Raw genomic sequence first — 11,240 nt, 5'->3', positions numbered from 1 at the left:
GTCGCGGTAGACCCGGTGGCCGAACGCGGTCGGCGGCTCCGGCGCGGCGAGCCGCTCGGCGAGGGCGCGGGCCGGACCGGCCGGGCCGGCGGCGGCGACGAGCAGCCGCTCGGCGTCGGACGACGCGGCGCCGTGCAGCGCCCCGCCGAGCGGCCCCATCCCGGTCAGGACGACGCCGTAGGGGTCGGCCCACGCCGACGCCGCGACCCGGGCGGCGAAGGTCGAGGCGGCCAGCTCGTGGTCGGCGAGCAGCACCAGCGCCGCGTCGATCGCCCCGAGCTGCGCGGGCCCGGGCGGCTCGTCGCCGTCGGCCAGCACGCACCAGAGCCGGGCGGCTATCCGCTCGTCGGCCGGGACCCCGCGGCGCGGCGCGGCGTCGACGAACGCCGCGACGACCGACCGACCGGCGCGGCGGACGGCATCGGGGCGGCGGTCCGCGCGGAAGGGATCGGCGGCGCGCAGGGCCGCGACGACGACCGGGAGGAGGGCGGCCGTGTCGGCCGGGGCCGCCGCCGGGCTCGACGCCCTCGACCCCGCGTCGGGCGGCCCCCCGTCCCCCGCGGCCGGCCGAGCCGCGTCCCCTGCGGTCCCGCCCCGGGGGCCTCCTGCCGCATCGGACCTCACGCCGCCTCCCACCAGCGGCGCGAGCACCGCCCGCACCACCTCGACCGCAGCGGGGTCGGCCCGCCACGGACCGGTCGCCCGGTCGTCCCACAGCAGCGCCGCCGTGCGCTCGAAGCCCGCGTGGCGCGCGAGGCCGACGACGTCCTTCCCCCGGTACGCGAGCCGCCCGTCGGGGTCCAGCAGCGTGAGCTCGGTGTCCACCACCGCCTCGACCGCAGGCGAGCGGTCGGTCCGGCGGGCACGGCCCGCGAGCGCCTCGACCGCGTCGCGGTGGAAGCGCGTGCCGCGGCGGACGCTCGCCGGGTGCCGCTCCAGGAGCCCCCGGCTGACGTACGCGTAGACCGTCTCGCGCTTGACCCCCAGGCGCCGGGCGGTCTCGTCGACGGAGAGGGTGTCGCGGCCCGGGGCGCGAGCGTCCGGATCGCCCGGCCCCGCGACCGCGACCTCGTCGCCCTCCCCGGGGTCCCCGCCGCCGAGACTCGCGGTGCTCGTCGTCGCCATGCGTCTCATGTTGACGTGATCAACGTTGAGTCACCACCCTGCCGGCGGGACGATCGATCCGACCCACCGACGAAGGAGCGCCGTGACCATGGAGACCACCCGGGACGTGCAGGTGCAGGAGGGACTGGAGGGCGTGCTCGCGTTCGCGACCGAGATCGCCGAGCCCGACCGCGACGGCGGCGCGCTGCGCTACCGCGGCGTCGATCTCCGCGAGCTCGCGGGCGTGGTGCCGTTCGAGCGGGTCTGGGGCCTGCTCGTCGACGGGCGGCCCGACCGCCCGCTCGCGCCGGCCGGGCCGCACCCCTTGGCCTTCCGGTCCGGCGACGCCCGCGTCGACGTCCAGGCCGCGATCGCCGCGCTGGCGCCCGAGTGGGGCTTCCGCCCGCTCGTGGACATCAGCCCCGAGGTCGCCCGCGACCAGCTCGGGCGGGCGGCGTCGGCGACGCTGTCGTTCGTCGCCCAGGCGGCGCGCGGCGGCGGGGTCGCCCCCGTCCCCCAGGAGCGGATCGACGAGGGGCGGACGCTGGCGGAGCGCTTCCTCCTGCGCTGGCGCGGCGAGGCCGACCCCGACCAGGCCCGGGCGATCGACGCGTACTGGACGACGGCCGCGGAGCACGGGATGAACGCGTCGACCTTCACCGCGCGCGTCGTGGCGTCGACCGGCGCGGACGTGGCGGCGGCGTTGAGCGCGGCGGTCGGCGCGCTGTCCGGCCCGCTGCACGGCGGCGCGCCGGCCCGGGTCCTGCGGATGCTCGACGAGGTGGAGCGCGACGGCGACGCCGAGCGCTACGTCGCGGGCCTGCTGGCTCGCGGTGAACGGATCATGGGCTTCGGGCACCGGATCTACCGGGCCGAGGACCCGCGGGCGCGGGCGCTCCGGGCCGTCGCCGAGGAGCTCGGGTCGCCCCGCGTCGAGGCGGCGCGGGAGCTCGAGCGCGCCGCGCTGGCGGCCCTGTCGGCGGCGAAGCCCGACCGCGTCCTGGCGACGAACGTCGAGTTCTGGTCCGCGGTCGTCCTGGACCACGCGCAGGTCCCGCAGGAGCTCTTCACCCCGCTGTTCGTCTGCGCCCGGACCGCCGGGTGGTCGGCGCACGTGCTCGAGCAGCGGCGCACCGGGCGGCTGATCCGCCCCGGGGCGCTCTACGTCGGCGCGCCGCCGCGCACGCTGGCGTCCGTCACCGGCTGAGCGCCGCCGGTCGCGACGCCCCCCTGCGGCCTGCCCCGGCCGCGTGGCGTCGTGGTCGGCACCGCCGCCGGCCCGCGGGGGCCGTCCCCCTCACTCGAGGTGCTCGCCCGGCGGCAGCGGCAGCCGGGCGGCGCGCAGATCGACGCGGCCGGAGGGCCGGATCGGCACGCCCTCGGCGCGCAGCAGCGCCTCCTGTCGGGCGCCCTGGGCCAGGCTGCCGTCGGCGCGCACCACGCGGTGCCACGGCACGCCGGCGCCGTGCTCCGACAGGACCCGGCCGGCGAGCCGGGGCGCGCCCGGGGAGAGGTCGCCGTAGGTCCGGACGTAGCCCTCGGGGATCGCCCGCACGCCCCGCAGGATCCGCGCTGCTCGTCCGTCGTCGGCCACGGACGGCATCGTCGCTGGCCCCGCGGACGGCAAGGCCGGCCCGGCCGTCCGTCCCCTGACGGCTCACCGCCGGCGGGGCTCTGCCACCATCCCGCTGTGCTCGCGACCCTCCAGCGCCTGCGGCGAAACTCCCTGGCGTCGATGGTCTTCACGATCGCGGTGGTCCTCGGCCTCGTGTTCGCGGTCCAGGCCCTCGCCATCAAGCCGTACCAGATCCCCTCGGAGTCGATGGAGCCCACGCTCACCGTCGGCCAGCGGGTGATCGTCGAGCGCGTCGGCCACCGGCTGGGGAACACGCCGAAGGTCGGCGACATCATCGTCTTCCACCCCGCGCAGGACGCGGCCGGCGGGCGCTGCGAGGACCACGACCAGGGCGGCGGCACCCCGACGCCCTGCGAGGTCCCCGCGAAGGTCGCCGACAAGGACACGTTCATCAAGCGGGTCGTCGGCGTGCCGGGCGACCGGATCCAGATCCGCCGCGGCCGCGTGATCCGCAACGGCAAGACCACGAAGGAGCCGTTCATCCGCGGCTGCGGGTCCGCCGGCGACTGCACCTTCGCGCGGACGATCACCGTTCCCAAGGACACGGTCTACGTGCTCGGCGACAACCGCGGCGAGTCCGAGGACAGCCGCTTCTGGGGCCCGGTCCGCACGAAGTGGATCATCGGCAACGCGGTGGGCACCTACTGGCCGCCCAAGCGGGTCGGCGGGCTGTAGGCCGACCGGCGGATCCGCGACCGCCGCGCCCCGGCCTCCGCCGCCGGCGGGCTCTCGTCCCCGCCGCGGGCACCCGGTCCCGCGCGCGCCGTCGGCGCCCGTCAGGCCCGGGACGCCTGCCCGTCGTGGCGGTCGACGTCACGACCGGTTCCCCACAGGACCCGCGGCCCGGACGATACGGTGCGCGCGTGCGTGCCCCGTCCCGGTCCCGTGGTCTCTCCCTGCTCGCCCTCGTCTCCGCGGCCTCGCTCCTGACCGCCTGCGGCTCCGACGACGCGGACGACGCCTCGAAGCCTCATCACTACCCCGGCGGCCTCGCCCCCGGGACGGCCGTCCTGCGCGTGCCGTCCGAGTCGATGGCCCCGACGATCGACGTCGGGACGAAGGTCCTCACGAAGGAGCTGACCGCCGGCGAGCGACTGCGCGTCGGGCAGATCGTGGTCTTCCACCCGCCCAAGAGCGCTCTCGGCACCGACGCCGCATCCGCGGAGTGCGCCGAGCGTCGGGCCGTGGAGCGCGGCCGGCCGTGCCCGCAGGGCATCGGCGGCCGCTCGGACGAGAAGTACATCAAGCGGATCGTCGCCGGCCCGGGCGACCGGGTCGCGTTCCGTCGCGGGCACACGATCCGCAACGGGCGGGACGCGGGCGAGCGGTCGATCGCGCCCTGCACCGACGACTCCGCCGACGGCGTGTGCAACCTGCCGCGCGCCATCACCCTGGGCCGCGACGACTGGTACCTCGTCGGCGACAACCGTGGCGAGTCGGCCGACTCGCGTTACTGGGGCGCCGTCCCGCGGGCGTGGATCATCAGCCGCGTGACGCAGATCGGCGTGTTCCGCCCGCCCCGCTGACGGGACGGACGGCGGCCGGAGGCCCTACGCGCCCGGATCCTTCTTCGGGACGAGCACGCGGCGCTTGAACTCGGCGACCAGCAGGCCGTCCTGGTTGAAGACGCGGGTGTGGACGATCACGACGCCGCGGTCGGGCTTGCTCCGCGACGGCGTCTTCGAGAGGACCTCGGTCTCGACGAACAGCGTGTCGCCGTGGAAGACCGGGTTGGGGTGCGAGAGCTCGTCGGTGGCGAGGTTCGCGATCGCCAGGCCGGAGATGTCCGAGACCGAGATGCCCAGCGCCAGCGAGTAGACGTACGGGCCGACGACGACGTTCTTGCCCTGCTGCGAGCGCTTGGCGTAGACGTCGTTGAGGTGCAGCGGGTGGTGGTTCATCGTCAGGAGGCAGAACAGGTGGTCGTCCCCCTCCGTGACGGTCTTCGCGGGCCAGTGCTTGTACGTCGCGCCCTCCTCGAACTCCTCGAAGTAGCGGCCGTACTGGTGGGCACCGGTCGCGTGGCGGACCTCGGGGAGGTCGTCGGTACCGGGGGTGAAGGTCGGGTCGTCGGACATTGCTACTCCAGGTCGGGTGCGGCGGATCGCGCGCCGGGGAGTCTGCCGGATGCAACGCACAGCCGAGGTTTTGGCATGCGATATAATTCGGCGCATAGACACCACACTTCAGGATGACCGGCCGGCGGCCCCCCGCGCACCGGACGTCCCCCTCGAGCCCAGCCACTACGAGGCCGCGCGTTCACGGGGCCGGATCAGGGGCCGCCTGGCGCTGCTGGGGCCGTCGTTCGTGGCGGCCGTCGCGTACGTCGACCCCGGCAACTTCGCGACGAACATCTCCGCCGGCTCGAAGTTCGGCTACCTGCTCGTCTGGGTCGTCGTCATGTCCTCGGCGATGGCGATGCTCGTCCAGTACCTGTCGGCGAAGACCGGCATGGCGACCGGACACAACCTGCCCGAGCTGGCCCGGACCCGCTGGGGCCGCCGCACCCGCTTCGGCCTGTGGGCCCAGGCGGAGGTCGTCGCGATCGCCACCGACATGGCGGAGTTCGTCGGCGCGGCGATCGGCCTGAACCTGCTCTTCGGCGTCCCGCTGTTCGCCGCCGGACTGATCACCGCGGTGGTCGCCTTCGGCATCCTCGCGCTCGAGCAGCGCGGCTACCGGCGCTTCGAGCTCGCGATCGCCGCGATGCTCGCCCTCGTCGCCGCGGGCTTCGTCTACGACCTCTTCGCGGTCGGCAACCAGTCCACGTCGGGGATCCTCGACGGCCTCACCCCCGGGCTCGCCGGCTCGGAGTCGCTGCTGCTCGTCGTCGGCATCATCGGCGCGACGGTCATGCCGCACGTCGTCTACCTGCACTCGGCGCTGACGCAGAAGCGGATGGCGCCCCGCGACGAGGGCGAGCGGCGGAAGCTCCTGCGCTGGCTGCGGATCGACGTCGGCCTGGGCCTCGGCATCGCCGGCCTCATCAACCTCTCGATGATGCTCGTCGCCGCCGCGCTGTTCTTCCGCATCGGCGCGACCGACGTCGACTCGATCGAGGCCGCGCACCGGGGACTCCAGGACTACGTCGGCGGCGGCGCGGCCCTGGCCTTCGCGGTCGCCCTGCTGGCGTCCGGTCTGTCGTCCTCGAGCGTCGGCACGTACGCCGGGCAGATCGTCATGCAGGGCTTCATGGACTGGCGGATCCCGCTGTTCTTCCGCCGCGCGGTGACGATGACCCCGGCGCTGATCGTCCTGGCGCTCGCGCTGCCGACCACCGACGTCCTCGTCGTCTCCCAGGTCGTCCTCTCGTTCGGCATCCCGTTCGCCCTGGTCCCGCTGATCCTGATCTCGAGCGACCGCAGCGTCATGGGCACCCTCGTCAACCGTCCGATCACGACGATCGCCGCGAGCGTCATCGCGGCGATCATCATCGGCCTCAACGGCTACCTGATCTTCGACACGATCTTCGGGTGAGGGTCGGCGAGGCCGGCGGGCGGGTGCCCGGCCGGCCCGCCGGACCGGGACGTGGACCGCGAATCACCCGCCCCGGCGACCCCGTCCCGCCGCGTCGCCCGTCCCCCGGGGACCGGAGACCCGGCCCTGGCCGTCGCGGTCGAGCTCGAGCAGCCCGGTCAGCGCCATGCGGCGGTGCCCGTCGGCGTCGAGGCCGGGGCCCGGGACGGCGACGGGGTCTCCGTAGCGGGTCTCGCCACCCCCGCCGGCGGCCAGCTCCATCGTGCCGCGGTGGCGGCCCTCGCCGAACGAGAAGCGCGCCCTCGGAGCACCCGGCGTCGGCTGCATCTCCTCGGCGATCACCCGGTGCGTCCCGCGGTCGAAGACGATGACCCGGTCGGCCGTGAACGGCATCCGCAGGTCCTCGCGGCCGGCCGGGGTCCTCGCCGCGATCCGCACGGCGACGCGGTCCGGCGAGGCGAACGCCGCCGGCGCCCGCACGGCGGTCACCGCCGGACGGTCGGCGAGCGCCTCGAACGCGGCCGCCTGCTGCGCGCCGGACAGCTGCGGCGACGTCGCCACGTCGACGAGCGCGTAGCTGATCCTCGTGGCCCAGGAGATCGTCGAGAAGCCCACGATGCCACGATCCTTCGCCAGTGCCCGCTGCGCCCGGTCCTGCGCGTGGAGCCGGTCGCCGACCCAGCGGACCAGCGCCCGCGGGCCATCGGGCACGGCACTCGGATCCGCGATGCCCCCGGGGCTGCTGAGGCCGACCAGCGATCCGGCGTCGTCCGCGCCGGGCGCGGCGGGCACCACGTGCGTCCCGCCGAACTCCCGCGGGCGCGTCGACACGTCGAGCGCGTGGTGCGCCCGGAGCAGCGGCTCGTTCTCGATCGCGCGCGGCGGATCCTGACGGTCGGTCGCGTACGCCTCGCCGCGGGGGCCGTTCCACTGCTCGTGCGTCGAGCGCGTCTCGAGCAGGGAGCGCTCCACGGGACAGGTCCGGCAGCGCCGCGCCACGAGGGCCATCCGCTGCACGCGCACGGTCGTCGTCCAGCGCCACCCGTCCTGGGCCGGCTCGTCGCGCGTCGCGTCCGCCGCGGCGCGCAGGAGCTCGCGCGCGCCCGCCTCGCCGACGAACGTCCCCGGGTGGCTACGGTCGATCGCGAGGACGAGCACCGCCGCAACGCCGGCCGCGACGACGACGGTCGAGCCGCTGAGCACCCACCGGCGCCGCGACCGCGGCGCCGGGGCGGCGGCCGCCGCCCGGACACGGGCCAGCTCGGCGGCGGACGCGGTCGTCTCCGTCCGCAGCGGGGCGAAGAGGTCGTGGAGGTCGTCGCGCTCAGGCATCGTGGTCACCGGGGGTCGTCCGGGGACCCGGGGTCAGGCGGTCGGCGGGCGGGCCCGGCGGCGCAAGCCGCTCCCGCAGCGCCGCGCGTCCCCGGGACAGCAGCGCGCGGACGGTCCCGGCGCGGCACCCGAGCGCGGCCGCGATCGCGTCGTCGTCGAGGTCGTGGGCGTAGCGCAGGGTGAGCTCCGCGCGCTGGCGCTCGGGGAGCGACGACAGCAGGCGGCCGAGGTCCTCCAGCGGCCCGGCGGGCTCGGTCGCCACGCGGCCGTGCACCGCGACGTGGGCCTCCTCGACGTCGTGGCGGCGACGACCGCGGCGGACCGTCCGCAGCGCGGCGCGGACCGCGGTGCGGTGCAGCCAGCCGTCCAGCGCCGCCGGGTCGCGGAGGCGGTGCGCGTGGCGGACGGCCAGGATCGCCACCTCCTGGGCGACGTCGTCGGCCGTCGCCGCGTCGCCGGCCAGGACGCCCAGCGCGGTCCGGCGCCCCACGTCCAGCGCACGGCGGGCGATCGCGTCCGGGTCGGGGGTCGCGCCGGGAGCCGTCACGGCGCTCCCTGCGCCCCGCGCCCGGTCGATGAGCCGGTCGGCGCCGCGGGCCGGGGCCTCGGCGGCGTGAGACAGGAGGCCGGGGGCACGTTCGCGGCCGGAGCGCGGACCGCGGGGCCGCGACACCCCCGGGTCGAGCCCAGCGACGGGGAACGCCCGCCGCGGGGCGGGCGCCACGGCGAGGATGGTCGCGCCCCTCATCGGGGGCGCCATGACGGGACGGGACGAACACGCATCACCCCATAGAGCCTCGTGCCTCGACGGGATGTTGCGCGGATCGCCCCGAAGCTCGCTCCACGGGCACTGCCGTCGGCCGGCCCGTGCCGCGCCCGGGCGGCCACGTCGGCGGTCCGGCGGCCACGTCGGCGGTCCGGCGCCCGGCGCCTCCGATCAGGCGCTCAGCGGCGCGGCCTTCCACGTCGAGGTGAACTCGAGCCCGCTGCGGATCGCGAGCTGCGTGACGGGGCAGCGGCGCTCGGTCTCGGTGCGCAGGCGCTCGAACGTCGCCTCGTCGGCGTCCGTCTCGACCGTGACGTCGACGCGGATGGCGTCGAAGTTCGCGTTGCCCTCGGCACCCGTCGCGAGCACGGCGGGGTCGAAGTCGCCGACCGCGTCGGCGGTGAAGCGACCGATCCGGACGCCGAGGTCCTTGGCCACCAGCTGCACCGTGATCTGGTTGCAGCCCGTCAGCGCGCCGAGGACGTAGGAGAGGGGGCTGGGCTCGGAGTCGGCGCCGCCGAAGGGCGGGACGGTGTCCGTCGAGAAGACGTGCGCCGCACCGCCGCCACCGACCTCGATCCGCTGCAGGACGCCGGTTCCCGAACCGGCGACGACGAACGGGACGGTCTGCTTCTGCGTGGTCGACATGGGAGCTCCCATCGATTTGTCGGCAAACCCGGTCGGATATGCCGTGTTTTCGGACTGTACCGCGCGCCGTCCGCGTCGGCGACGGGTCCCCGGCGTCCCCGTTCCCGGCCCACACCGGCGTGCGGACGCGGACGAGGCCCGCTGCGGGCGCGTCGGCCGCGGACGACCGCTCGCGCGGCCCGACCGGTGACGTCGGCCGGCCCTGCCGTCCGCCCCTTCCGGAGCCCGGCTCTCCGGTGTACGGTGGCCCGGCACCCGTACCCCGGAGACCCTCGATGGCCCTGACCCGCGAGTTCCAGATCGAGCGCTCGACCACGATCGACGCCCCCGCCGCGCAGGTCCATCCGTGGATCGACGACTTCCACCGGTGGACCGCCTGGTCGCCGTGGGAGGGGCTCGACCCGGACCTGCAGCGCACCTACTCCGGGCCCGATTCGGGCGTCGGCGCGACGTACGAGTGGTCTGGCAACCGCAAGGCCGGCGCCGGCCGGATGGAGATCCTGGGCTCGACGGCGCCGTCCAACGTGACGATCTCGCTGCGCTTCCTCAAGCCGTTCAAGGCGCACAACACCGCGATCTTCGCGATCGCCGAGACCGGCGGGACGACCGAGGTCCGCTGGACGATGAGCGGGCCCCAGGGGCCGCTCGGCCGCGCGTTCTCCGCGCTCTTCCGCATGGACAAGGTCGTCGGCGGGGACTTCGAGAAGGGCCTGGCCGCCCTGAAGGAGCGGGCGGAGTCCGGGCCGCCGCCGGCGGCCTGAGGCCGGTCCGGGACGCGCGCGGCGCGGTCGTCCCCCCACGACCGGTCGACGAGCTCCGCCCCGCACGGGCCGTCGCTTCCCGCGGGCCGTCGTCGGACCCTCCGATGCTGCCCCTCGGCCACCCCGCCCGCCCCTCGGACCGCGAGTAGGATCCGCGCCTCATGCGCAATCCCCGTGACTTCTTCAAGCCGCTGGCCGTCGGAGCGCCGGAGCCGGTCCGCGAGATCCCGGTCCCGCCCTCGCGGATGATCCACTTCTTCGACCCCAGCAACGAGAAGATGCGGTCGAAGCTCCCGGACATCGCGTCCAAGGCCGACATCGTCCTCGGCAACCTCGAGGACGCGGTCTCGATCGACAACAAGGAGGCCGCGCGCGCCGGCCTCGTCGAGGTCGGCAAGACCGCCGACCTGGGCGGCACGCCGCTCTGGACCCGCGTGAACTCGCTCGAGAGCCCGTGGGTCCTCGACGACATCACGACGCTGGTGACCGAGATCGGCGACCAGCTCGACGTCATCATGATCCCGAAGGTCGAGGGCGCCCAGGACATCCACTACGTCGACCGGCTCGTCGCGCAGCTCGAGGCGAAGGCCGGCGTCCAGCGCCCGATCCTCCTGCACGCGATCCTCGAGACCGCGTCGGGCATGGCGAACGTCGAGGAGATCGCCGGCGCCTCGCCGCGCATGCAGGGCATCTCGCTCGGCCCGGCCGACCTCGCCGCGTCGCGCCGCATGAAGACCACGCGCGTCGGCGGCGGCCACCCCGGCTACGTCTCGATCAGCGACCCGACCTCCGCCGACGACCTCGAGGCCGGCCGCGTCCGCGCCCAGCAGGACCCGTGGCACTACACCGTCGCCCGCATGGTCGACGCCTGCGTCGCCAACGGGATCCTCCCGTTCTACGGCCCGTTCGGCGACATCAAGGACGTCGTCGCCTGCGAGGCGCAGTTCCGCGCCGCGTTCATCCTCGGCTGCGTCGGCACCTGGTCGCTGCACCCGGTCCAGATCGCGATCGCCAAGAAGGTCTTCTCCCCCGACCCGGGCGAGGTCGCCTTCGCGAAGAAGATCATCGAGGCGATCCCCGACGGCAAGGGCGTCCACATGATCGACGGCAAGATGCAGGACGACGCCTCGTGGAAGCAGGCCAAGGTCCTCGTCGAGCTCGCCGAGCAGCTGGCCGAGAACGACGACGAGCTGCGCGCGGCGTACGGCTTCTAGCGGGCCCTCCGGCGAACGACGTGACCCGATCGCCCGTCCCCGACGGGGCGCGCGGCCGGGTATCGGCACATCTACACTCGACCCGGTGAGCGGCTCCCGGGACGCCTTCGGACGATCAGCGGACGAGACCGGCGCCTGGCCCGCGGCCGGTCCCGGCCCGTCCCGCGCCGCGTCTCCGGCGCCGCCGGAGCCGGGGCGGTCCTCCGTCGGCCCGGCACCGGCTCCGGCCCGTCCCGCGGCCGGCTCGGGACCGGGCTCGTCTTGCCGGCGGCGCGAGCGTCGTCGGCGGCCTTCGCCTGGGC

At 75.5% G+C, this 11,240-nt stretch carries 12 protein-coding genes; 6 read left to right on the top strand and 6 right to left on the bottom strand.

The annotated features are described in order from the left end of the window. A partial coding sequence (locus tag AB0L40_RS23525; RefSeq protein ID WP_364360493.1) for a citrate synthase occupies positions 1-1,125 on the bottom strand: 1,125 nt, incomplete at its 3' end. An 88-nt stretch (positions 1,126-1,213) separates the two neighbouring features. On the opposite strand from AB0L40_RS23525, the gene AB0L40_RS23520 reads away from it, so the two are divergent. Then, complete coding sequence (locus AB0L40_RS23520) at positions 1,214-2,311, top strand: citrate synthase 2 (protein ID WP_364360491.1); 1,098 nt, start codon at positions 1,214-1,216, stop codon at positions 2,309-2,311. A 90-nt stretch (positions 2,312-2,401) separates the two neighbouring features. Here AB0L40_RS23520 and AB0L40_RS23515 read toward each other — a convergent pair whose 3' ends face one another. Further along, positions 2,402-2,707 carry an MGMT family protein gene (locus AB0L40_RS23515; RefSeq protein WP_364360489.1) on the bottom strand — a complete coding sequence of 102 codons (306 nt, stop codon included), beginning with the start codon at positions 2,705-2,707 and terminating at the stop codon, positions 2,402-2,404. 87 nt (positions 2,708-2,794) lie between these two features. On the opposite strand from AB0L40_RS23515, the gene lepB (AB0L40_RS23510) reads away from it, so the two are divergent. Both lepB (AB0L40_RS23510) and lepB (AB0L40_RS23505) read left to right on the top strand, forming a co-directional pair. Further along, positions 2,795-3,415, top strand: coding sequence for a signal peptidase I (gene lepB, locus AB0L40_RS23510; protein WP_364360487.1), 621 nt, complete (start codon positions 2,795-2,797; stop codon positions 3,413-3,415). Between the two features lie 188 nt (positions 3,416-3,603). After that, positions 3,604-4,266 (top strand): signal peptidase I, encoded by a 663-nt coding sequence (gene lepB / locus AB0L40_RS23505; protein WP_364360485.1) that lies wholly within the window; start codon positions 3,604-3,606, stop codon positions 4,264-4,266. Between the two features lie 24 nt (positions 4,267-4,290). Here the strand turns inward: lepB (AB0L40_RS23505) and AB0L40_RS23500 are convergent, their stop codons facing one another. Further along, on the bottom strand, positions 4,291-4,818 hold the full coding sequence (locus tag AB0L40_RS23500; RefSeq protein WP_364360483.1) for a MaoC family dehydratase: 528 nt from the start codon (positions 4,816-4,818) through the stop codon (positions 4,291-4,293). Positions 4,819-4,867: 49 nt separating this feature from the next. Here AB0L40_RS23500 and AB0L40_RS23495 point away from each other — a divergent pair, with 49 nt between their 5' ends. Next, positions 4,868-6,217, top strand: a complete 1,350-nt coding sequence (locus AB0L40_RS23495) for an Nramp family divalent metal transporter (RefSeq protein ID WP_364360481.1) — start codon at positions 4,868-4,870, stop codon at positions 6,215-6,217. Between the two features lie 63 nt (positions 6,218-6,280). Here the strand turns inward: AB0L40_RS23495 and AB0L40_RS23490 are convergent, their stop codons facing one another. From AB0L40_RS23490 to AB0L40_RS23480, 3 genes are all read right to left on the bottom strand, one after another. Beyond that, the gene (locus AB0L40_RS23490) at positions 6,281-7,558 is read right to left on the bottom strand and encodes a hypothetical protein (protein WP_364360479.1); all 1,278 of its coding nucleotides are present in this window, start codon (positions 7,556-7,558) and stop codon (positions 6,281-6,283) included. Further along, the gene (locus AB0L40_RS23485; protein ID WP_364360477.1) at positions 7,542-8,096 is read right to left on the bottom strand and encodes an RNA polymerase sigma factor; all 555 of its coding nucleotides are present in this window, start codon (positions 8,094-8,096) and stop codon (positions 7,542-7,544) included. The genes AB0L40_RS23490 and AB0L40_RS23485 overlap by 17 nt, the downstream gene beginning before the upstream one ends. A gap of 390 nt (positions 8,097-8,486) precedes the next feature. Further along, a complete protein-coding gene (locus AB0L40_RS23480; protein ID WP_364360475.1) occupies positions 8,487-8,963 on the bottom strand; it encodes an OsmC family protein in 477 nt (158 codons plus the stop codon). A gap of 275 nt (positions 8,964-9,238) precedes the next feature. On the opposite strand from AB0L40_RS23480, the gene AB0L40_RS23475 reads away from it, so the two are divergent. Further along, a complete protein-coding gene (locus AB0L40_RS23475; protein ID WP_364360473.1) occupies positions 9,239-9,724 on the top strand; it encodes an SRPBCC family protein in 486 nt (161 codons plus the stop codon). Between the two features lie 161 nt (positions 9,725-9,885). Continuing rightward, positions 9,886-10,938: a CoA ester lyase gene (locus tag AB0L40_RS23470; protein WP_364360471.1), complete on the top strand. Its 1,053-nt coding sequence runs from the start codon at positions 9,886-9,888 to the stop codon at positions 10,936-10,938. Positions 10,939-11,240: the final 302 nt, after the last annotated feature.

The sequence above is a fragment of the Patulibacter sp. NPDC049589 genome (genome assembly GCF_040675535.1).
Lineage (GTDB): Bacteria > Actinomycetota > Thermoleophilia > Solirubrobacterales > Solirubrobacteraceae > Patulibacter.
Note: the sequence above shows the minus strand (reverse complement) of the source record. Positions and strands in the feature narration are given on the sequence as shown.

What these genes read in the sequence shown, in the direction of transcription:
- AB0L40_RS23520 (WP_364360491.1), top strand. Translation starts at nt 1,214, where the DNA reads ATGGAGACCACCCGGGACGTGCAGGTGCAGGAGGGACTGGAGGGCGTG.
- AB0L40_RS23515 (WP_364360489.1), bottom strand. Translation starts at nt 2,707, where the DNA reads ATGCCGTCCGTGGCCGACGACGGACGAGCAGCGCGGATCCTGCGGGGC.
- AB0L40_RS23500 (WP_364360483.1), bottom strand. Translation starts at nt 4,818, where the DNA reads ATGTCCGACGACCCGACCTTCACCCCCGGTACCGACGACCTCCCCGAG.
- AB0L40_RS23495 (WP_364360481.1), top strand. Translation starts at nt 4,868, where the DNA reads ATGCAACGCACAGCCGAGGTTTTGGCATGCGATATAATTCGGCGCATA.
- AB0L40_RS23480 (WP_364360475.1), bottom strand. Translation starts at nt 8,963, where the DNA reads ATGTCGACCACGCAGAAGCAGACCGTCCCGTTCGTCGTCGCCGGTTCG.
- AB0L40_RS23475 (WP_364360473.1), top strand. Translation starts at nt 9,239, where the DNA reads ATGGCCCTGACCCGCGAGTTCCAGATCGAGCGCTCGACCACGATCGAC.
- AB0L40_RS23470 (WP_364360471.1), top strand. Translation starts at nt 9,886, where the DNA reads ATGCGCAATCCCCGTGACTTCTTCAAGCCGCTGGCCGTCGGAGCGCCG.